We start from the raw sequence: 20784 nt of genomic DNA on the forward strand, positions 1-20784 counted from the left end.
GAGTTACTGTCTGAGGCGACGGCGTTCGGGTTCCGCGCGGGGTGGGGAAGGCTTCGCGGTGGCGACACGGGGTTGACGCCACCAGGAACGCGCCGTCCTTCTTGATGGGGGATGCACTATGGGACGTGCCGTTTCACGTTACGGCTGGGTGCCCGACCTGCCGGACGCGCGCGACCACATCTACGCCACGCCGCGGCTCGGGCTGGTCAACGCGCCGCCGCAGGCCGATCTGCGCGCGCAGATGCCGACGGTTTACGACCAGGGCAGGATCGGCAGCTGCACCGCGAACGCGATCGCCGCGGCGTTCGAGTTCGAGCTGATGCGCCAGCAGTTGACTGACTTCATGCCGTCGCGGCTGTTCATCTACTACAACGAGCGCGCCGCCGAAGGGCACGTGGGCTTCGACTCGGGCGCACAGATCCGCGACGGGATCAAGTCCGTGGCCACGCTCGGCGTATGCCCGGAGAGCGAGTGGCCGTACGACGACACGCCGGCGGTCAGCGACGGCGGGCCGTGGCCGCCGCAGGCGCGCGCCGGGCAGCGGCCGTCAGAAAGCTGCTACACCGACGCGACGAAGTCGGTCGCGGTCTCGTACCACCGGATCCTTCCGCACCTCGCGCAGCTCAAGGGCTGTCTGGCGGCCGGATTCCCGTTCACGTTCGGATTCACCGTCTACGCGGACTTCGAGAGCCCTGAGGTCGCGAAGAGCGGCGAGGCGCAGTTGCCGACGCCCGGCGAGCAGGTTATCGGCGGGCACGCGGTGCTCGCAGTCGGCTACGACGACACCTCGCAGCGGTTCCTGGTACGCAACTCCTGGGGCACGTCGTGGGGGCAGGCCGGGTACTTCACCCTGCCATACGCGTATCTGACTGAGCCGGGGCTGGCCTCCGACTTCTGGACGATCCGCGTCGTGTCGTAGCGAGTGGTCGAGAGGTCGAGTGGTATCGAGTCGTAGCGAGTGGTGGTGACTCGTATCGAGTCGTAGGGAGTCGTGGAGAGTTTTAGGGAGTCGTTGCGACTCGTAGGGAGTTGTTACGACTTGTTTGTCGGCGTGACAACATCGACAGGACAGCAAGTGTGACGCCCCGGGCGGCGGGAATCTCACCACGCCGCCCGGGGAACCGTCTTACTGCCGCCTCACTGCCTCCTTGCTGCTGCCTTTGCCGCGTCTCGCCGCGCCTTACCGGCTTTCAGCTGACCGGGTTGATCGCGCCGAACAGGCCGTCCTGCTCGCCGTTGATGCCCGCGCTGAACAGCAGCGTGCCGGTACCGCCGGTGGCTGCGGTGCCGAAGTGCAGACCCCATAGGCCGTCGATGGAGATCGGCTGGCCGTGGTCGTCGCGCAGTTCACCGAGGAAGTGCCCGGTGAACGGGTCGTAGGCGTGGATCTGGCCGTCGCCGAAGTCGCCGGCCAGCAGATCGCCGCCGAAGCGGCCGAAACCGGACGGGGCGATGGTCATGCCCCACGGCGAGTTCAGCTCGCCGTGCGAGACCAACCGCTCGACGCGGAATCCGTTCGGAGTGAATACATTGATGAAGCCGTGGCCCTCGCCGGCGACGTCGTCGTGCTTCAGCGCGTTCTGCTTCGCGTAGCTGACGTAGATCAGGCCGTTGAGCTCCTGGATGCCGAACGGCGCGTAGCCGTCCGGGATCGTCGGGTCGGTGAAGCCGCCGGGCATCTGCACCTGGTGGAAGGCCGAGTCGAACACGTCCACGGTGCCGTCGTGGAAGTTGCTGGCGTACAGGAACGTGCCCGAGTCGCTGGTGGCGATCGTCAGGCCCTTGTAGACCGCGGTCGGGGACGAGAACTCCAGCTGCGCGCCGGCCGCCGGGCTCCAGGCGGTGATCTGCCCGGACTCCGAGGAGAACAGGAAGCGCGCCGGGCCGCTGCCGGTGGCCGACGTGACCACGAAGCCGGTCGTGCCGTTGAAGACCTGGCCGGTCGGGCTCGGGCCGTCACCGGTCGAGGCCCGGCCGCCGGGAACGGCGACGGTGAGCGCCACCTTCGAGACGCCGGTGCCGCCGGGGGCGACCGAGTAGAGGGTGGCGACGCCGCTGGCGTTGTCGGCGACCCAGATCGGCGTCGAGGGGCCGAGCGCCAGGCCCCACGGGTTCATCAGATTGGAGTCGACCAGCATGGCATTCTGGTCAGTGCGATCCGAGACCAGATTGGTCTGCTGGAACGCGTTCCCTGTCAGGTGACCGCTGTCGGCCTCGGCGGGCGCGGCGGCCACGGCCGCGGCCAGGACCGCGCCACTCGCCGCGAGCGCGGCCAACGCGCGCGGCCGGATCCGGTTCGAAAGAAGCATGTGTAGACCTCCCCCCGGCCGCGGGGCGGGGAGCAGCCTCCTGACCGGCCATGATGTGTCAAAGGCGACCGTGGGTGCTGCGCGGCGACATGCGACCGGTGATCCGAGTTCGTTCTGCGGGACGTCAGCAAAACGGATGGATCGCGGGTGCGGGCCCACCGCGGCCAACCATCGTAATGCTTCCGTAACATTGCGGCGCGGCCCGACATGACGGCCCGCCATAACGACGCGGCACGACAACGCGACACGACGCCCGTTGCGCGTCGTTCGCCTGCGCCGCGGTCAACCCGCAGGTAGAGTAGTCGCCGTGACCTTCCACGGCTGGCCGGCCGAGTCGCTGGAGTTCTACGAGGGGCTCGAAGCCGACAACTCCAAGACGTACTGGACCGAGCACAAGGCGGCGTACGACGCGCATGTGCTCGCGCCGATGACCGCACTGCTCGACGAGCTGGCGGACGAGTTCGGCGAGGGGAAGATCTTCCGGCCGTACCGCGACGTGCGGTTCAGCCAGGACAAGTCGCCGTACAAGACCGCCATCGGCGCGACGCTCTCGCGCGGCGGCTACGTCCAGCTCTCCGCGCACGGGCTGGCGGCCGGCAGCGGGTACCACATGATGGCGTCCGACCAGGTCGACCGCTACCGCAAGGCGGTCGCCGACGACCGCACCGGCGAGCAGCTGCGCCGCGAGTTGGAGAAGCTGGAGAAGGACGGCATCGCCGTCACGGCCCAGCAGACGCTCAAGACCGTCCCGCGCGGCTACCCGAAGGAGCACCCGCGCGCCGACCTGCTGCGCAACAAGGACCTGATCGCCTGGCAGGAATGGCCGGTCGAGCCCTGGCTGGAAACCGCCGCGGCGAAGGACCGGATCGCGTGGTTCCTGCGCGCCGCGCGTCCGCTGGGCGCCTGGCTCGACACTCACGTCGGCCCGACGGACCAACCCGGCCGTTGACGCGGCCAGTAGTGCTTTAGCCCTGATTCTGCTCGCACGCAGACCCACGCAGTTCCCCCGACGCGGCGTCAATCCATGCACGTCACAACGCGATTTCGCGCGCCGCCAACGCCTGCGACAACACAGGTTTTTGTTTCACGCGCCTTGACGCGGCCTCGGCTTCGGACTGTATTGCATCGGTGAAAGCGCTCTCCATCCATCGGTAGTGCGTCGGGGCACTGCCCGAGGAGGTCGAGATATGCCTATTCTGCATAGAATCACCCATTCCACCCGCCGCAGCCGAACAGTGGCCGCGCTGATCGCGGCCGTCACGGCGGTCGGAATCGCACTGCCCGTCTTCGCCTACAGCGGCAACAGCGCGTCCGCCAGTTCGTCGGCCACGCCCTGGCTCGACGCGGGCATGCCGCTGCAAGCACGCGTCAACTCCCTGCTCGGCGCGATGACGCTGGACGAGAAGGTCGGCCAGATGGACCAGCAACTGGTCACCACGCTGACCGACACGAACGGCAGCACCTGCGGCGACAACGGCTGGAACATGCCGAACCCCGCCTGCCTACAGAAGATCCTCGTCACCGACCACGTCGGCTCGGTCCTGGCCGGCGGCACGAACAACCCGCCGGACACCACCGGCAAGGGCGGTGTCGGCAACACCGGCTTCGACTGGGCGACCGAGTACAACACCATCCAGCAGTACGCGATCAAGAACTCTCGGCTGCACATCCCGCTGGTCTTCGGCGTGGACGCGGTGCACGGCTTCGGCCACCCGTACCAGGCGCCGCTGTTCCCGCAGTCGATCGGCATGGGCGCCACCTGGGATCCCGCGCTCGCGCAGGCCGGTGGCGCGGTCACCGCAGACGCACTGCGGGCGACCGGCTGGAACTGGGACTTCGCACCCGTTCAGGACCTCGCGCGGGACAACCGCTGGGGCCGCACCTACGAGACCTGGGCCGAGGAACCGGCCCTGTCGGCCGCGATGGGCGCCGCGAACGTCAAGGGCCTGCAAGCGGCGGGCGCGGGCGGCGGACTGAAGGTCTCCGCCACCGTCAAGCACTTCGCCGGGTATTCGCAGTCGATCAACGGCCACGACCGCAACGAGGCGCTGCTGCCGCTGAACTACCTCCAGGACACGATCCTGCCGTCGTACGCGGGCGCGATCGACGCCGGGCCGGGCGCCGTGATGGTCGACTCGGGCTCGATCAACGGCGTACCCGCCACCGGCTCGCACTACCTGCTCACCGACCTGCTGCGTGACCAGTTCGGTTTCCAGGGTGTCGTGATCAGCGACTACCAGGACGTGCAGGCGTTGCAGGGCACGTACCACATCGCCGCCGACCTGCCCGGCGCGATCGCCATCGCGGTGAACGCGGGCGTGGACATGGGCATGGTCGTCAACAACCCGGACCAGTGGCAGGCCGCGATCCTACAGGACGTGAACTCCGGCAAGATCTCCCACGCGCGCATCGACCAGGCCGTGCGCCGGATCCTGACCATGAAGTTCCAGCTCGGCCTGTTCGACCAGCCGTGCGTTGCCGACCCGGGCAAGCCGTGCGTAGACGCGAGCGCCGCCAACGCCGCGGTGACCTCCGGCCGCGACCAGACGCTCAAGGCGGCGCAGGAGTCGATCACGCTGCTGCGCAACCAGAACAACGCACTACCCCTGCCCGCGAACAGCAAGGTCGTCGTCACCGGGCCGAGCGCCGACTCGATGACCAACCAGCTCGGCGGATGGAGCGTCAGCTGGCAGGGCGTCTTCGGCGCCGGACACGTGTGCTGCATGGGACCGGCCGACCAGATCCCGCCGGGCACCACGGTGAAGCAGGGCATCCTGGGCGAGGACTCGGCCGCGATGTTCGCGCCCGACCAGGCCACGGCGCTGGCCGACGCGAGCCGGGCGGACGCGTACGTCGTCGCCGTCGGCGAGAAGGCGTACGCCGAGGGCCTCGGCGACAACCCGGCGCCCGCGCTGCCTCCGGACCAGCAGGCGCTGATCACAGCGCTCGAAGGCACCGGGAAGCCGGTCGTCGTGGTCGTGCTCGCCGGCCGTCCGGTCGGGCTTGGAGCGGCCGAGAAGGCGAACGCGGTGCTGATGGCGTATCAGGGCGGCACCGAGGCGGGCCAGGCGGTCGCCGACGCGCTCTTCGGCAGGCTCGACCCGAGCGGCAAGCTGTCGATCAGCTGGCCGTCGGACGCCACGAGCGTCGGCGGCGACTTCAACGGCGGCGCACCCTCGCCGCTGGGCGACCAGCCGAAGTTCTTCGACCAGCTCTCCGGCACCGGATCGGGTCAGGGCCACGCCTACAACCCGCTCTATCCGTTCGGCTACGGCCTGTCGTACACCACCTTCCAGACCACCGACCTGTCGGTGACGCCGAGCGTGTCGCGGGACGGCAACGCCACCGCGACGTTCACGGTCGCCAACACCGGATCGACGGCGGGCACGGACATCGTGCCGGTCTACGTCGCGCAGCCGGTCAGCGCGGTGCTCGTTCCGCCGCAGCGCCTGGTCGGGTTCACTCGCGTGACGCTCGGCCCGGGCCAGTCGAAGCAGGTCGCCGTGTCGTTCCCGACCTCGGCGCTGGGCGTCAGCCAGGGCGACATCAACTCCTCGGCGCCGCCGAGCGTCGAACCGGGCGGCTACATCGTGCAGATCGACAAGAACGACACGACGCCGTATGACGTCGCCGTGTCGGCACCGTTCACCATCCGATAGGCCTCTCCCAACCTCAACATCTCAAACACCCCCAGCAATCCGATGAATCGGCCGTGGTGTCGCACCCGAGTGACAGGTGCGACACCACGCGTAATGGGGGTCGCCAGGCGTTCGCCAAGGGTCGTGTTCTAATAGCCCATATTCCAATGCGCGAACTCGCAGTACCATCGGAGGTCTGGCCACCACCCACGAACGGAGGAAACGTGTGTCCGAGCACGGTCTGACCGCTGATCAGATCGACACCAGTACGCCGCATCCGGCTCGGATGTACGACTACTACCTCGGCGGACGGGACAACTACGAGGTCGATCGGGTCGCCGCTCAACGCATCATCAAGGTCATGCCGAGCATCATCGACGGCGCCCGCAAGAACCGGTCGTTCCTGCGCCGCGCGGTGCGCACGGTGGTCGGGGAGTACGGCATCCGGCAGATCATCGACATCGGCACCGGCATCCCGACCTCGCCGAACACCCACGAGGTGGCGCAGGAGCTCGCGCCGGACACCACCGTGGTCTACGTGGACAACGACCCGATCGTCGGCGTGCACGCCACCGCGCGCCTGACCGGAGTCGGCCACACCGCGTTCCTTCTCGGCGACGTGCGGCAGCCCGCCTCGATCATCGCGCGTGCGCACGCCGAGGGCCTGATCGACTTCGGCCGGCCGGTGGCACTGCAACTCGTCGCGTTGATGCACTTCGTCGGCGACGCGGACGAGCCGCACCGGATCCTCGCCGAACTGCGCGACGCCCTGCCTTCCGGCAGCTTCCTGATCCTCTCGCACGCGACCGCGGACGGGGCGCCCCCGCAGAGCGTCGAACCGATCGAGGAGCTGCTCGACGTGTACCGAGGTACGACGGCCTCGCTGCACATGCGCACCCGCGACCAGGTGCTCGGCTTCTTCGACGGATTCCGGCTGCTCGATCCCGGCCTCGTCTCGGTCTCCCAGTGGCGCCTCGATCCCGGCGAGGAGCCGACGTGGACGGGCCTCTACGGAGCCCTGGGTTACAAGCCGTAGGCCACATCGCCGCCCCGGGCCGGCGCGCCCTGCGGCCGGAGTAAAAACAAGCGCGCGAGCTTGTTTTGCCCCGCCGGGCGTGCGAAGCTCACGCTGTGACCGAACCGCTGCGGATCGCCAACGCCTCCGGGTTCTACGGAGACCGGCTCTCGGCGGTGCGCGAGATGCTGACCGGCGGGCCGGTCGACGTGCTGACCGGGGACTATCTCGCCGAGCTGACCATGCTGATCCTCGGCCGCGACCGGATGAAGGACCCTGCTCGCGGCTACGCGCGCACGTTCCTGCGGCAGCTTGAGGAGAACCTGGGGCTGGCCAGGGAACTCGGCGTCAAGATCGTCGCGAACGCGGGCGGGGTGAACCCGGCCGGGCTGGCCCGCGCGGTGCGCGAGCTCGCGGAGAAACTCGGTCTCGACGTCGCGGTGGCGCACGTCGAGGGCGACGACCTGCTCGCCCGAGCCGCCGAGTTCGGATTCGGGACGCCGCTGACCGCCAACGCGTACCTGGGCGCCTGGGGCATCCGCGAGTGCCTCGTGCGCGGCGCCGACGTCGTCGTCACCGGCCGGGTGACCGACGCGTCGCTGGTCGTCGGCCCGGCCGCCGCGCATTTCGGCTGGGCCCGGGACGACTACGACGCGCTGGCCGGCGCAATGGTCGCGGGGCACGTGATCGAGTGCGGCGCGCAGGCCACCGGCGGCAACTACGCGTTCTTCACCGAGTTGACCGAGTCGGAGGCCGGCCTCGCCTCACCCGGCTTCCCGATCGCCGAGATTAGCGCCGACGGTTCCAGCGTGATCACCAAGCACCCGGGCTCCGGAGGCGCCGTCACCATCGGCACGGTCACGGCTCAGCTGGTGTACGAGATCACCGGTGCGCGATACGCCGGACCCGACGCGACCGCGCGCTTCGACACCGTAACGCTGACCGAAGACGGCCCCGATCGAGTGCGCATCAGCGGGACGCGAGGCGAGCCGCCGCCGCCGGCGCTCAAGGTGTGCCTCAACACGCTCGGCGGATTCCGCAACGAGGCGACGTTCGTGCTCACCGGGCTGGACATCGACGCCAAAGCAGCACTCGTACGCGAACAGCTCACCCGCGCGCTCGGCGATCGCCCGCCCGCGCAGATCCGCTGGACGCTCGCGCGCACGGACCACGAGGACGCCGACACCGAACAGCGAGCCAGCGCCCTGCTGCACTGCGCGGTCCGGGACGCCGATCAGGGCACTGCCGGCCGGGCGTTCAGCTCCGCCGCCGTGGAACTCGCGCTGGCCGGCTATCCCGGCTTCCATGTCACCGCCCCGCCCTCCGACGCGACCGCATACGGCGTGTGCACGTCAGCATTCGTGGATCGCATACGGGTTCCGCATGTCACGGTGCTGCCGGACGGATCACGAGTGGACATCGCGCCCGCCGCGCAAGCGCTGGAGCTGTCGGACGCGGACGAGCCGCCGCTTCCCGAACCGCTCCCCGGCGGCCCGACGCGCCGTGCGCCGCTCGGCGCGGTGTTCGGCGCGCGCAGCGGTGACAAGGCCGGGGACGCGAACCTCGGGGTGTGGGCGCGCTCGGACGAGGCCTGGCGCTGGCTCGCACACCACCTGACCGTCGCCGAACTGCGGCGCCTGCTGCCGGAGACCGCCACGCTGACCGTGCGCCGCTACTCGCTGCCGAATCTGCGGGCACTGAATTTCGTCGTCGAGGGACTGCTCGGCGAGGGCGTCGCGGCGCAGGCCCGGTTCGACCCGCAGGCCAAGGCGCTCGGCGAATGGCTGCGCTCCCGGCACGTCGACCTGCCGGAGGCGCTGCTGTGAGCGTGTTCGAGTCCGCGCTCGACACGGCCCGGTGCGCGGCGAACCGGGAGGCGATGCTGGAGAGGCTCGCCGAGATCGCGGCCGAACACGCGAAGGCGGTCGCCGGCGGCGGCCCGCGCTACGTCGAGCGGCACCGCGCACGCGGCAAACTGCTCGCCCGCGAGCGCGTGGAACTGCTGCTCGATGAGGACGCGCCGTTCCTCGAACTGTCCCCGCTGGCCGGCTGGGGCACCGAGCACCACGTCGGCGGCAGCATGGTGACCGGGATCGGCGTGGTCGAAGACACCGAGTGCGTGATCATCGCCAACGACCCGACGGTCAAGGGCGGGGCGAGCAACCCGTCGAGCCTGAAAAAGGGACTGCGCGCGGCACGGATCGCGGCCGAGAACCGGCTGCCGGTGATCAACCTGGTCGAGTCCGCGGGCGCCGACCTGCCCGCGCAGAAGGAGATCTTCATCCCGGGCGGCCAGACCTTCCGCGATCTGACCACCTCCTCCGCCGCACGCGTCCCGACCGTCGCGCTCGTGTTCGGCAGTTCCACGGCCGGCGGCGCGTACCTGCCCGGCATGTCCGACTACGTGGTCATGGTCAAGGACCGGGCGAGGGTGTTCCTCGGCGGGCCGCCGCTGGTGAAGATGGCGACCGGCGAGCAGTCCGACGAGGAGTCGCTCGGCGGCGCCGAGATGCACGCGCGCACGTCGGGCCTGGCGGACTACCTCGCCGCGGACGAGCAGGACGCGATCCGCATCGGCCGGTCCATCGTCCGGCGGCTGAACCGGCGAAAGCTCGGCCCCACCCCCAGGCCCGGCTACGCGGAGCCGCGCTTCGACCCCGAGGAACTGCTGGGCATCGTGCCGGCGGATCTGCGCGTCCCGTTCGACCCGCGCGAGGTGATCGCCCGGATCGTGGACGACTCGCGGTTCGACGAGTTCAAACCGCTGTACGGCCCGAGCCTGGTCACCGGATGGGCCGATCTGCACGGTTATCCGCTCGGCGTCCTGGCCAACGCGCGCGGGGTGCTGTTCAGCGAGGAGGCGCAGAAGGCCGCGCAGTTCGTCCAACTGGCGAACCAGAGCGACACGCCGCTGCTGTTCCTGCACAACACCACCGGCTACATGGTCGGCCGGCAGTACGAACAGGGCGGCATCATCAAGCACGGTTCGATGATGATCAACGCGGTGTCCAATTCGACGGTGCCGCATCTGTCGGTGCTGATCGGCGCCTCGTACGGCGCCGGGCACTACGGCATGTGCGGGCGCGCGTACGGACCCCGCTTCCTGTTCGCCTGGCCGAGCGCGAAAGCCGCGGTGATGGGTCCGCAACAGCTGGCGGGAGTGCTGTCGATCGTGGCGCGGCAGGCCGCCGCCGGGCGCGGCACGCCGTACGACGAGGAGGCCGACGCGGTGATGCGCGCGAGCGTCGAGCGGCAGATCGAAGCCGAGTCACTGCCCGTGTTCCTGTCCGGAATGCTCTACGACGACGGGATCATCGACCCGCGCGACACGCGCACCGTGCTCGGCCTCTGCCTGTCCGCAGTGCACAACGCGCCGGTCGAGGGGGCGCGAGGCTATGGCGTCTTCCGGATGTAGCGCAGGAGCACGGCACTGGCCAGGAGCGGCGTCGTGACCAGGAGCATCAGGAGCCTGCTTGTCGCCAACCGCGGCGAGATCGCGCGGCGTGTCTTCCGCACGTGCGCCGAGTTGGGCATCGCACGCATCGCAGTGTTCTCCGATGCCGATGCCGAGTCACTGCACGTCGCCGAGGCCGATGTATCAGTGCGGCTGCCCGGCAGCGCGCCGTCGGAGACGTATCTGCGGCCTGATCTGATCGTCGGGGCCGCGCTCGCGGCCGGTGCCGACGCCGTGCACCCGGGTTACGGCTTCCTGTCCGAGAACGCAGCCTTCGCACGTGCCGTGGTGGACGCCGGTCTGCTCTGGATCGGGCCGCCGCCCGAAGCCGTCGAGGCGATGGGTTCCAAGGTTGCGGCGAAGCGGATCATGGACCGCGCCGGGGTCCCGGTGCTGCCCGAACTCGATCCTTCGCAGATCACGCAGTCGGATCTGCCGGTGCTGGTGAAGGCCTCGGCGGGCGGCGGCGGTCGCGGGATGCGCGTCGTACGCTCGCTGGACGCGCTCGCCGACGCCGTCGCCGACGCGCGGGCCGAGGCCGCAGCAGCGTTCGGCGATCCGACAGTGTTCTGCGAACGCTTCATCGAGGCCGGCCGCCACATCGAGGTGCAGATCCTTGCCGACCGATATGGCACCGGGTGGACGCTCGGCGAGCGCGAATGCTCGATCCAGCGGCGGCACCAGAAGGTCGTCGAGGAGACCCCGTCCCCGTTCGTCGACGACGAGTTGCGCACCCGGCTGTTCGACGCGGCGCGCACCGCGGCGAAGGCGATCGACTACGTCGGCGCCGGAACGGTGGAATTCCTCGTCGCGCACGACGGCCGGTTCTCCTTCCTGGAGATGAACACCCGTCTGCAAGTCGAGCACCCGGTCACCGAGTGCGTCACCGGCCTGGACCTGGTCGCGTTGCAGATCCGCGTCGCCGAGGGCCACCGGCTGCCGGCCGAACCCCCGCCGCCGCACGGGCACGCGATCGAGGCGCGCCTCTACGCCGAGGACCCCGCAGCCGACTGGCGTCCGCAGAGCGGCATGTTGCGCCGCTTCGAAATCCCCGGCGCGCACGTCGGGTTCGCCGTTCTCGGCGCATCGGGAATCCGGCTCGACAGCGCCGTCACACATGGTTCCTCGATCGGAACTCACTACGATCCGATGCTCGCGAAGGTCATCGCGTGGGCACCCGATCGGGCCGCGGCCGCCCGCCGGCTGGCCGCCGCGCTCGCCGCGGCGAAGATCCACGGACTGCGCACGAACCGCGACATGCTCGTCAACATCCTGCGGCACGACGCCTTCCTGGCCGGACACACCGACACGGCGTTTCTGGAGCGTCACCGCGCGCAGACGGTCGCCGAGCCGCTCGCTGACGACGAGGCTCACCGCGTCTGCGCCATCGCCGCCGCGCTCGCGCAGGCCGCGGCGAACCGGCGGGATGCACGTGTCGCAGCCCGCCTGCCATCAGGCTGGCGCAACGTGCCGTCCGCACCGCAACGCCGGCGCTACCGCTGCGGAGAAGCAGAGCACGAGGTCGCCTACCACACGATTCGCAGCCGCCAAGTCGTCCTCGGCGCCGAGGACATCGAGGTCGTGGAAGCCGCGCCGGATCGAGTCGTTCTCGAAATCAGCGGCCTGTGTCGAACGTTCGACGTGGCGCGCTATCCCGGCCTCGTGTGCGTCGACTCCTCGCTCGGACCGGTCGCACTCGTCCCCGTACCGCGCTTCACCGAGCCCGGCCGGGCACTGGCCGCCGGCTCGTTGACCGCGCAGATGCCCGGCACGGTCCTGCGTATCGCCGTCACCGTCGGGCAGAGCGTCGCAGCGGGTGAACCGCTGCTGTGGCTGGAAGCCATGAAGATGCAGCACGTGGTCGCCGCGCCAACCGACGGACAGGTCACCGACCTGCCGGTCGCGGTCGGGCAACAGGTCGATCAGGGTGCTGTGCTCGCCGTCATCACAACCCGGGAGTAGCCGATGACCTTCACCGAGTCCGACGAGCGGATCGCACTGCGCAAGGCGGTGTCCGGCCTGGCACGCAGCTACGGCCCGGAGTACTACTTCAGCCGGGCGCGAAGCGGCGGGCACACCACCGAACTGTGGGACGAGGCGGGACGGCTCGGCTACCTCGGCGTCGCGGTGCCCGAAGAGTACGGCGGCGGCGGAGGCGGGATCAGCGATCTGGCCGCCGTGTGCGAGGAACTCTGCGCGGCCGGCGCCCCGCTGCTGCTGATGCTGGTCTCCCCGGCGATCTGCGCGACCGTCATCGCCCGGTACGGCACGGACGAGCAGAAGAACGCCTGGCTGCCGCGCTTCGCGACCGGCGAGGTGCTCATGTCCTTCGCCATCACCGAACCCGAGGCCGGTTCCAACTCGCACCGGCTGACGACCACCGCGCGCCGGGACCCGAACGGCGGCTGGGTGCTCAACGGTCGCAAGGTATTCATTTCCGGGGTCGACGAAGCGGACGCCGTCATGATCGTCGGCCGTGGCGAAGACGCGCGGACCGGCAAGCTGCGGCCCGCGCTGTTCATCGTGCCGACGGACGCGCCGGGCTTTGAATACCGGCCGATCCCGATGGACCTGGTCGCCGTCGAGCGGCAGTTCGGCCTGTTCCTCGACGACGTCCGGCTGCCCGCCGACGCGCTGGTCGGCGCCGAGGACGCCGACATCGCCGAGATGTTCGCCGGGCTCAACCCCGAACGCATCATGGGTGCGGCGTTCTCGCTCGGCATCGCGCGCTACGCGCTGGACAAGGCGGTCGCCTACGCCGGGCAGCGCAGCGTCTGGGGCGTGCCGATCGGCGCGCACCAGGGGCTGGCCCACCCGCTGGCGCAGATCAAGATCGAGCTCGAACTCGCGAAGCTGATGATGCAGAAGGCCGCCGCACTCTACGACGAGGGCGACGACCTCGGCGCGGGCGAAGCGGCCAACATGGCCAAGTACGCCGCGGCGGAGGTGGCGGTCAGGGCGGTGGACCAGGCCATCCAGGTCCACGGCGGCAACGGGATGGCCTCCGAGTACGGGCTCGCCGTCCTGCTCGGAGTCGTCCGGGCGATCCGGATCGCGCCGATCAGCCGGGAGATGGTGCTCAACTTCGTCGCGCAGCACAGCCTGGGCCTGCCGAAATCGTACGGAGCCGGCACTGGTGCATGAGCCCACCCAGGAGCGCAGCCGCACCACGCGCCGCAGGCTGCTCGACGCGGCGGTCGAGTGCCTGGCCGAACTCGGCTGGTCCGGCAGCACGATCGCGGTCGTGGCGCAGCGCGCCGGCGTATCCCGCGGTGCCGCCCAGCACCACTTCCCGACCAGGGAGGACCTGTACACCGCGGCGATCCGGCACGTCGCCGAGACGCGTATCGCCGACCTGCGCGAGTCGGTGCAGCACCTGCCGAACGGGGCGGCACGCACCGAGGCGCTGGTGGAACTGTTGATCGATCTGTATACGGGCCCGAGTTTCCGCGCCGCACTGCATCTATGGGTGCAGGCATCCACGGACGACCGGCTGCGTGAGCGGGTCGTCCCGCTCGAAGAGCATGTCGGACGGGTCGCGCACCAAGCGGCACTCGACGCGCTCGATGCGGATGACGACGAGCCCGGCATCCGTGAGATCGTTCAGGCGACGCTCGATCTGGCCCGGGGTCTCGGCCTGGCCGGACTGCTCACCGACGATGCGCGCCGCCGCAAGCACATCGCGCGTGCCTGGGCTCGCATCGTCGACGCGTCGCTGAACCATCCAGAGGGAGAGACCGGCACAGCATGAATGAGCTCGTACACCGTCGTACGGATCACGGCGTCGCGACGATCACCCTGGACTCGCCGGCCAACCGCAACGCGCTTTCCGCCCAGCTGCTGCGGGAGCTTCGCGAGCACCTGACGCAATCCGTCCACGACGACGCCGCGCGGGTGATCGTGCTCGATCACACCGGCCCGGTCTTCTGCGCGGGCATGGACCTGAAAGAAGCGCGCAGCGGCGTCACCGGCGGCCAGGCCGCCCACTTCCCCGCGCTCCTGCAACAGCTGTGGTCGAGCCCGAAGCCGGTCGTCGCGAAGCTCGCCGGCCCGGCCCGCGCCGGCGGCATCGGCATCGTCGCGGCCTGCGACATCGCGGTCGCCGCCGAGAGCGTCACCTTCGCGTTCTCCGAGGTGCGCATCGGCGTCGTCCCGGCGATGATCTCGGTGACCGTGCTGCCCCGGCTCGACCCCCGGCAGGCGCACGAACTGTTCCTCACCGGCGAGACCTTCGACGCGCACCGTGCCGCGCGCATCGGCCTGATCAACAGCGCGGTCCCCGCCGACCGCCTCGACGACGAGGTCACGCGTTACGCCGACATGCTCGCGCTCGGCGGCCCCAACGCGCTCATCGCGACGAAGGCGCTGCTCGCCGAGCGCCACACGGTGAACGGTGCCGCCGCGATGCACGACGACTTCGAGCGGATGCGGCGCCTCTCGGAGGAGCACTTCGCAAGCGACGAAGGCCGCGAGGGCATGCGCGCCTTTGCGGAGAAGCGGCCCCCGCGCTGGGTTCCGCAGGCCATGAATCGTCCGCCGACATAGTCTGACGGCGCTGACGGGTAATGGCCCGAACGAGGATCACTCGCCCGGGCCATCAGATCCGTATCATTCTGGCAGGATGCCGGTCACCGTCCGGTCAGCCAGACGCGACACAGCCGCCCGCGTTGTTGCTCCACAGCGGTTGGATCGCGTAGCTGCCCGTGGACAGCCCCAGGGTGGTCAACCCCTGCCAGGCGCACAGGTCGCCGATCTCCGAGCCGCTCGCGTCGACCCAGCCGCTGGCCGGCTCGGGGTCGGTGATCGCCTCGGCGTATTCGTGCCCGCCGACGATGCTGAACCCGTCGAGCGGGCTCTGCACCGAGTTGGCCCCGCAGCCACTGCCCGCGTCGAGCACGTACGGCATGTTGGTGTAGGCCGTGGTGCCGTTCCAGTCGTGCCAGGCGCAGAATCCGGTGTTCGGGAAGCCGTCCGGGCTGGTGCCGCTCGGGCTGACCACGAACACGTCCGCGTCCGGACCGGAGACGCCGAAGAACTGCGCGCCGACCTGCGCCTCGGCGGCGATGTCGGACTGCGCGGCGTTGGCGGGCGCCGGGGCGGAGTCGTCGACCCAGGTGCCGCCGAGCACCGAGCCGTTGAACGAGGGCGACCCGACGTTGTCAGGGTACTGGGTCGTGATCGTGGACCAGTTGTCCCCGGAGCCGCCGAGCCCGCCGAAGAAGCCCTGGAGGTACTGCTGCACGCCGTTGCCGTCGCTGTCCCACTGGGATCCCCAGAAGACGAGGTAAACGGTCGGGTTGTGCTCCACCGGACCGCCGTTGTAGAGCAGGCCGCCGCTGGCGAGCGGCCGCACGTGCGACTTGGCGCCGTGCTCGTAGGTCACGCCGAAGCGGCCGTGCGTCTCGACGCGGACGGTGTGGCCGTGCGTGTACACGTAGTGCACGACGCCGTTCGACGCGGCTGCACCGGATCCGACCGCAGCGGCCGACGCCGCACCGGGGGACAGCGCGGCGCCGGAGGCGACCAGGGCGATGGTGCCGAGCGCCGCCACGGTCCGGCGCGACCGCGGCATACGGCGAGCGGCGCGGGGATCTCCCGTGCCGTTGATGTCGATCATGGGTGAACTCCTTGCGATGGTTCCCCGAGCGGCCCGCGGGCCGCGCAGTGGGTAATGACGGGGTGTCGCAGGATTGCAGCCGCGGGTGGTTCGAACCAGTGAGCTGTTCCGGATCGCGTTGAGCTGTAGCCGGCCCGAAACGGCGTGCAACCCGGTCGCATTCGACTACCAAAACGAGCGGGTGTCTCTAGGCCGGGCGCGCAAAGGCCGCTGAACCCGCTAAAAATGGGGAAAACCCTCTAATCACTCCTGAGCAGTCATCCACGTGCGATAAGCGGCGGGATGCGGTGTGCTGAAGCCATGAGATTCGTGCTGAACGTCATCTGGCTGGTGCTGTGCGGACTGTGGATGGCGATCCTCTACGCGCTCGCGGGACTGCTCTGCTTCGCCCTGATCATCACGATCCCGTTCGGCATCGCGTCGTTCCGCATCGCCGACTACGCGCTCTGGCCGTTCGGGCGCACGATCGAGGTGCGCCGCGACGCCGGCGCCGCCTCGCTGATCGGCAACGTGCTGTGGATCCTCCTGGCCGGGTGGTGGCTCGCGACCGGTCATCTGGTCACCGGCCTGCTGTTGTTCCTGACGATCATCGGAATCCCGCTGGCGCTGGCGAACTTCAAGCTGATCCCGATCTCGCTGGTCCCGCTCGGCGTGCGGATCGTCCGGTCCGGGACGCCGACGATCTAGACCATCAGGAGCAGCATCACGGCCATGCTCATGAACATCACGACCTCGCACGCGCGCCCGAGCGGATCGACCGCGCCGTGCGCGCCACCGTGGGTGGCCCGGCTGTGGGCGGGGGCAGGCAACCGCCAAGCGATGACGAGCGCTGACACGCACGCGTAACCGAACGCCGCGAGCAACAACGGCGAGGACTCGGACACGCCTGACTGCATCGGCGTCGGCATCAACATCCCGGGCGCCATCGCCGAGGCGGCGGTGTGGCGCGGCGGCTCGGCCATCAGGGCCATGACGCCCGCCATGACGGCGTGGTGCAGGAGGTGGCCGCCACGCGACAGCAGCAGCGCAAGAGCCAGACCCGCAAAGCTCCATCGCAGTGCCGGCAGAAGCGCAGTCGTCGGGACCATGTCGGCGGGTGCCAGCATCGCGGCCATGCCGAACGCCATCACGAGGTGAACGGCCGAATCCAGCCGCCGCGTCCCCGCGCGAGACCGACGCCACCGCACCAGGCGTCGGCCCGCGACGGAGGCGACCGTGGCCAGAGCCGCGCCGATCAGCCAATTCACGGCCGTTCCGGTCACGGTCGCCTCCCTTCCCCGCGTCCCCCGGGACGTCCCCGTCAGTCCGTGAAGCTCGGGTCGGCGCCGTGCGGCTTCTCCACCCGGCCCTTGGGCTCTTCCCAGGCCTCCTGGCGGCCGAGCGCGGTCCAGTCCAGGACGCCGTACGAGCCGCCGAGCTGCTCGGTGCCGCGGGCGAAGGTCGAGTAGGTGTGGTAGATCGCGTCGCCGTCGCGCAGGAAGCAGCTGTAGCCGGGCATCTCGCACGAGCCTTCGAGCACCCAGTCCATCCCGGCGCGCTTCAGTTCGTCCGCGGTGCGGTAGTTGAACTCGACCGGGGCCACCGACCCGTCCAGCGTGACGTGGAAGTCGTAGTTGAAGTCGGTGCCCTGCGACGAGTACCAGGGGTAGCTCCAGCCGCGCCGGGCCCGGTAGTCCTCGATCTTCGCCAGCGGCGCGCGAGAGACGAGAGCGAAGCTGGTCTCACGGACGTTCAGATGCGCGATCAGGCCCGCGGACAGCTCGTCGATCGAGGCCGAACAGCTCTGGCAGGCATCGTCCCAGGACGGGTCGAACATCACGTGCTGCACGACGAGCTGGCGGCGGCCGTCGAACAGATCCGCCAGCGAGGCCGTGCCCCGCGGACCCTCGAAGACGTACGGCTTGTCGACCCGGACCATCGGCAGCCGGCGACGGTCGGCGTTGAGTGCGTCGCGCGCCCGGGTCAGCTCCTTCTCCCTGACCAGCAACTGCCTGCGGGCTTCGAGCCACTGCTCGCGCGAGACGACCTGCGGAAGACTCATCCGAACCTCCAGGTTCCGTGCTGTTCCGTGTGCCGGATCGGCTTTCACTCGCTTGGACGAAACGAGCGCGCGGAACTCATCGGTCGCCGGGAGGAATTTTCGCTCAGCGGGTCAGCGCCATGTCAAAGAGCCGCGTTCAGAGCGACATCGGCACACCGAAGAGCGGGAACAGCTGCTCCGGCAGCAGGAACGTGTGGATCTGGCGGATGCGGCGGCCGTCGAGCCACAGCGTCTGGATCGCCCACGGCTCCGCGCCCCCGCGACGATACTGCGCGAAGGCGATCGTGCCGTTCGCCGCGACGGGTATGACGCGTGACCCCTCGCACCCGGCGCCCGGACCGGTCATCCATCGCGCGATCTCGTCCGCGCCGCTGATCCACAGCGCGTACGGCGGCATCGACTGGATGGCGTCGTCGTGCAGCATCCTGGTGATCCGGGCCACGTCGTACCGCTCGAAGGCGTCCATGAACTCGGCGAGCAGTTCGCGGCGCGTGGCGTCGTCCGGCTGCGTCGCGGCCCCGGGGTCGTGCGCGGCGAGCGTGGCGCGGGCCCGTTGCAGCGCGCTGTTCACGGAGGCGACCGTGGCGTCGAGCAACTCGGCCACCTCCGCCGCGGACCAGCCGAGCACATCGCGCAGCAGCAGCACCGCACGCTGCCGGCCCGGCAGGTGCTGGAGCGCGGCGAGGAACGCGAGACGGACACTGTCGCGCTGCGCCGCCACCTGCGCGGGATCGGCGTGGTCGGACAACACCCGGTCGTCCGGAACCGGCAGCACCCACATGCTCTCGTGCAGTTTCGGACCGATGTCGGCCACGTCGGCGGTCGAGACCGGCACGAGCCCCATCGGCAGCGCCCGGCGTTTGCGGCTGCGCAGCATGTCGAGGCACACGTTGGTGGCGACGCGATGCAGCCAGGTGCGCACGGAGGACCGGCCCTCGAAGGCGTCCTGCGCCCGCCAGGCGCGGATCATCGTCTCCTGCACCGCGTCCTCGGCCTCGAAGGAGGAGCCGAGCATGCGGTAGCAGTAACCGGTCAGCTCGCGCCGATGCTGTTCGAACCGATCCGGCTCGAACACGGCGAGCTCGACTGCGGTTGCGCTTGCGGACATGGAGCCGATCCTAGGCCGGGCCGCTGACAGCCGCTGAAGCCGTGAACATCTTCTGTGTTTCTGTTGGTTTCGCGGTACAGCGGCCCGCAGATCAGGTGACGGCTACTCGTTGACTCGCCACATATACGGGTGTAAACAATGCAAAGGCAACATCGATTGGCGGTGAATCCAACATCATGTACGCGGAGGAGCGCCAGCAGGCCATCCTGGCCAAGGCGCGCGCGCACGGCCGGGTGGACGTGGTGGGCCTGGCCACCGAGCTCGCGGTGACCACCGAGACGGTGCGGCGCGACCTGACCGTGCTGGAGCGCGCCGGAGTGGTGCGGCGGGTGCACGGCGGCGCGATCCCGGTCGAGCGGCTGGGCTTCGAGCCGGCGGTCGCCACCCGGGACGCGGTGATGACCGCGGAGAAGGAGCGCATCGCGAAGGCCGCGCTCGCCGAGCTGCCCGAGGAGGGCTCGGTGGTCATCGACGCCGGGACCACCACCGGCCGGCTGGTCGACGTGTTGCCCGCGGACCGCGAGCTGACCGTCGTGGTCAACTCCCCCGCGCTGGCCACCAAGCTGGCCACCAGGGCGAACCTGACCGTGCTGCTGCTCGGCGGCCGGGTGCGCGGCAGGACCCTGGCGACCGTCGACGAGTGGTCGCTGGCCCCGCTCTCCCAGCTGTGCGTGGACGTGGCGTTCATGGCCACCAACGGCGTGTCGACCGCGCACGGCCTGACCACCCCCGACCTGGCCGAGGCCGCGGTGAAGCGGGCGATGATCGGCGCGGCGCGCCGTGCCGTCCTGCTGGCCGACCACACCAAGTTCGGCAACGACTGCCTGGCCCGCTTCGGCGACCTGTCCGGTCTCGACGCCCTGATCACCGATTCAGGGCTCGACGATGAGACGGCGGCGGACTTCGAGCAGCGCGGCGTGCGCGTGGTGCGGGCATGATCGTCACGCTCACGCTCAATCCGAGCCTCGACCGGACCTTCGAGGTGGACGCGCTCTCGCGCGGCGCGGTGCTGCGCGCCGCCCCAGCGCACCTCGATCCGGGCGGCAAGGGGGTGAACGTCGCGCGGGCGCTGCTGGCCAACGGCGTCGGCTCGCGCGCGGTGATCCCGAGCGGCGGCGCGGAGGGCGAGCAACTGGTCCGGCTGCTCGCCGAGGAGCAGGTTCCCGCGGTGGCGGTGCCGATCGCCGCGCGCACCCGCTCCAACGTCACCCTCGTGGAGGCGGACGGCGCCGTCACCAAGGTGAACGAGCCGGGCGCGCCGCTGACCGTCGCCGAGTTCCATGCGGTCGCGCGGGCCATACTCGGCTGCGCGGGCACGGCCGACTGGGTCGTGATGTGCGGCAGTCTGCCGCCGGACGTACCCGTGGACGTCTACGCTGGGTTCACGGCGCAGTTCGCCGCCGCGGGCATCCGCGTCGCGGTGGACACCAGCGGCCCGGCACTGCTCTGCGCCGTCGCGGCCGGCCCCGATCTGGTCAAGCCGAACCGGGACGAACTGGCCGAGGCGGTCGGCGCGCCGCTGCGCGATCTCGGCGACGTGATCGAGGCGGCACGCAGCCTGCGCGCGCTCGGCGCCGGCAGCGTGCTCGCCAGCCTCGGCGC

At 70.0% G+C, this 20784-nt stretch carries 18 protein-coding genes; 13 read left to right on the plus strand and 5 right to left on the minus strand.

The window, feature by feature from the left end:
• The first annotated feature begins 118 nt into the window (after nucleotides 1–118).
• The gene (locus tag VGS97_RS22360) at nucleotides 119–919 is read left to right on the plus strand and encodes a C1 family peptidase (RefSeq protein WP_326855583.1); all 801 of its coding nucleotides are present in this window, start codon (nucleotides 119–121) and stop codon (nucleotides 917–919) included.
• A gap of 271 nt (nucleotides 920–1190) precedes the next feature.
• Here VGS97_RS22360 and VGS97_RS22365 read toward each other — a convergent pair whose 3' ends face one another.
• Complete coding sequence (locus VGS97_RS22365) at nucleotides 1191–2309, minus strand: TIGR03118 family protein (RefSeq protein WP_326855584.1); 1119 nt, start codon at nucleotides 2307–2309, stop codon at nucleotides 1191–1193.
• Between the two features lie 307 nt (nucleotides 2310–2616).
• Between VGS97_RS22365 and VGS97_RS22370 the strand changes: the two genes are divergently transcribed.
• The 9 genes from VGS97_RS22370 (at nucleotide 2617) to VGS97_RS22410 (ending at nucleotide 14961) form a co-directional block, all read left to right on the plus strand.
• The gene (locus VGS97_RS22370) at nucleotides 2617–3258 is read left to right on the plus strand and encodes a DUF2461 domain-containing protein (protein WP_326855585.1); all 642 of its coding nucleotides are present in this window, start codon (nucleotides 2617–2619) and stop codon (nucleotides 3256–3258) included.
• Between the two features lie 238 nt (nucleotides 3259–3496).
• Nucleotides 3497–5968 carry a glycoside hydrolase family 3 N-terminal domain-containing protein gene (locus VGS97_RS22375; protein WP_326855586.1) on the plus strand — a complete coding sequence of 824 codons (2472 nt, stop codon included), beginning with the start codon at nucleotides 3497–3499 and terminating at the stop codon, nucleotides 5966–5968.
• Nucleotides 5969–6173: 205 nt separating this feature from the next.
• Entirely contained in the window at nucleotides 6174–6983 is an 810-nt protein-coding gene (locus tag VGS97_RS22380; protein ID WP_326855587.1) for an SAM-dependent methyltransferase, read from the plus strand.
• A gap of 95 nt (nucleotides 6984–7078) precedes the next feature.
• Nucleotides 7079–8788, plus strand: a complete 1710-nt coding sequence (locus tag VGS97_RS22385; RefSeq protein WP_326855588.1) for an acyclic terpene utilization AtuA family protein — start codon at nucleotides 7079–7081, stop codon at nucleotides 8786–8788.
• A gap of 53 nt (nucleotides 8789–8841) precedes the next feature.
• Nucleotides 8842–10377: an acyl-CoA carboxylase subunit beta gene (locus tag VGS97_RS22390; RefSeq protein WP_414641794.1), complete on the plus strand. Its 1536-nt coding sequence runs from the start codon at nucleotides 8842–8844 to the stop codon at nucleotides 10375–10377.
• Between the two features lie 33 nt (nucleotides 10378–10410).
• The gene (locus VGS97_RS22395) at nucleotides 10411–12378 is read left to right on the plus strand and encodes an acetyl/propionyl/methylcrotonyl-CoA carboxylase subunit alpha (protein WP_326855590.1); all 1968 of its coding nucleotides are present in this window, start codon (nucleotides 10411–10413) and stop codon (nucleotides 12376–12378) included.
• A 3-nt stretch (nucleotides 12379–12381) separates the two neighbouring features.
• Nucleotides 12382–13560 carry an acyl-CoA dehydrogenase family protein gene (locus tag VGS97_RS22400; RefSeq protein ID WP_326855591.1) on the plus strand — a complete coding sequence of 393 codons (1179 nt, stop codon included), beginning with the start codon at nucleotides 12382–12384 and terminating at the stop codon, nucleotides 13558–13560.
• The gene (locus VGS97_RS22405) at nucleotides 13550–14167 is read left to right on the plus strand and encodes a TetR/AcrR family transcriptional regulator (protein ID WP_349262225.1); all 618 of its coding nucleotides are present in this window, start codon (nucleotides 13550–13552) and stop codon (nucleotides 14165–14167) included. The genes VGS97_RS22400 and VGS97_RS22405 overlap by 11 nt, the downstream gene beginning before the upstream one ends.
• Entirely contained in the window at nucleotides 14164–14961 is a 798-nt protein-coding gene (locus VGS97_RS22410) for an enoyl-CoA hydratase-related protein (RefSeq protein WP_326855593.1), read from the plus strand. Before VGS97_RS22405 ends, VGS97_RS22410 begins: the two co-directional genes overlap by 4 nt.
• A 94-nt stretch (nucleotides 14962–15055) precedes the next feature.
• Here the strand turns inward: VGS97_RS22410 and VGS97_RS22415 are convergent, their stop codons facing one another.
• Nucleotides 15056–16033 carry a hypothetical protein gene (locus VGS97_RS22415; RefSeq protein ID WP_326855594.1) on the minus strand — a complete coding sequence of 326 codons (978 nt, stop codon included), beginning with the start codon at nucleotides 16031–16033 and terminating at the stop codon, nucleotides 15056–15058.
• Nucleotides 16034–16333: 300 nt separating this feature from the next.
• Between VGS97_RS22415 and VGS97_RS22420 the strand changes: the two genes are divergently transcribed.
• Nucleotides 16334–16720: a YccF domain-containing protein gene (locus tag VGS97_RS22420; protein WP_326855595.1), complete on the plus strand. Its 387-nt coding sequence runs from the start codon at nucleotides 16334–16336 to the stop codon at nucleotides 16718–16720.
• On the opposite strand, the gene VGS97_RS22425 is transcribed toward VGS97_RS22420, so the two are convergent.
• The 3 genes from VGS97_RS22425 to VGS97_RS22435 all read right to left on the minus strand — a co-directional run bounded on the left by VGS97_RS22425 (nucleotide 16717) and on the right by VGS97_RS22435 (nucleotide 19182).
• Nucleotides 16717–17295, minus strand: coding sequence for a DUF5134 domain-containing protein (locus tag VGS97_RS22425; protein ID WP_326855596.1), 579 nt, complete (start codon nucleotides 17293–17295; stop codon nucleotides 16717–16719). The genes VGS97_RS22420 and VGS97_RS22425 overlap by 4 nt on opposite strands.
• A 38-nt stretch (nucleotides 17296–17333) precedes the next feature.
• The gene (locus VGS97_RS22430) at nucleotides 17334–18074 is read right to left on the minus strand and encodes a DUF899 domain-containing protein (protein ID WP_326855597.1); all 741 of its coding nucleotides are present in this window, start codon (nucleotides 18072–18074) and stop codon (nucleotides 17334–17336) included.
• Between the two features lie 136 nt (nucleotides 18075–18210).
• Complete coding sequence (locus VGS97_RS22435; protein ID WP_326855598.1) at nucleotides 18211–19182, minus strand: sigma-70 family RNA polymerase sigma factor; 972 nt, start codon at nucleotides 19180–19182, stop codon at nucleotides 18211–18213.
• Between the two features lie 176 nt (nucleotides 19183–19358).
• Between VGS97_RS22435 and VGS97_RS22440 the strand changes: the two genes are divergently transcribed.
• Both VGS97_RS22440 and VGS97_RS22445 read left to right on the plus strand, forming a co-directional pair.
• Nucleotides 19359–20120 (plus strand): DeoR/GlpR family DNA-binding transcription regulator, encoded by a 762-nt coding sequence (locus VGS97_RS22440; RefSeq protein ID WP_326855599.1) that lies wholly within the window; start codon nucleotides 19359–19361, stop codon nucleotides 20118–20120.
• Nucleotides 20117–20784: 1-phosphofructokinase family hexose kinase (locus VGS97_RS22445; protein ID WP_326855600.1), on the plus strand; the 668-nt coding region annotated here is incomplete at its 3' end. The genes VGS97_RS22440 and VGS97_RS22445, both read left to right, overlap by 4 nt.

Origin of the sequence: Actinocrinis sp., from assembly GCF_035946395.1 — a bacterium.
GTDB lineage: Bacteria > Actinomycetota > Actinomycetes > Streptomycetales > Catenulisporaceae > Actinocrinis.

What these genes read in the sequence shown, in the direction of transcription:
- VGS97_RS22360 (WP_326855583.1), top strand. Translation starts at nt 119, where the DNA reads ATGGGACGTGCCGTTTCACGTTACGGCTGGGTGCCCGACCTGCCGGAC.
- VGS97_RS22365 (WP_326855584.1), bottom strand. Translation starts at nt 2,309, where the DNA reads ATGCTTCTTTCGAACCGGATCCGGCCGCGCGCGTTGGCCGCGCTCGCG.
- VGS97_RS22375 (WP_326855586.1), top strand. Translation starts at nt 3,497, where the DNA reads ATGCCTATTCTGCATAGAATCACCCATTCCACCCGCCGCAGCCGAACA.
- VGS97_RS22390 (WP_414641794.1), top strand. Translation starts at nt 8,842, where the DNA reads ATGCTGGAGAGGCTCGCCGAGATCGCGGCCGAACACGCGAAGGCGGTC.
- VGS97_RS22400 (WP_326855591.1), top strand. Translation starts at nt 12,382, where the DNA reads ATGACCTTCACCGAGTCCGACGAGCGGATCGCACTGCGCAAGGCGGTG.
- VGS97_RS22410 (WP_326855593.1), top strand. Translation starts at nt 14,164, where the DNA reads ATGAATGAGCTCGTACACCGTCGTACGGATCACGGCGTCGCGACGATC.
- VGS97_RS22415 (WP_326855594.1), bottom strand. Translation starts at nt 16,033, where the DNA reads ATGATCGACATCAACGGCACGGGAGATCCCCGCGCCGCTCGCCGTATG.
- VGS97_RS22420 (WP_326855595.1), top strand. Translation starts at nt 16,334, where the DNA reads ATGAGATTCGTGCTGAACGTCATCTGGCTGGTGCTGTGCGGACTGTGG.
- VGS97_RS22430 (WP_326855597.1), bottom strand. Translation starts at nt 18,074, where the DNA reads ATGAGTCTTCCGCAGGTCGTCTCGCGCGAGCAGTGGCTCGAAGCCCGC.
- VGS97_RS22435 (WP_326855598.1), bottom strand. Translation starts at nt 19,182, where the DNA reads ATGTCCGCAAGCGCAACCGCAGTCGAGCTCGCCGTGTTCGAGCCGGAT.
- VGS97_RS22440 (WP_326855599.1), top strand. Translation starts at nt 19,359, where the DNA reads ATGTACGCGGAGGAGCGCCAGCAGGCCATCCTGGCCAAGGCGCGCGCG.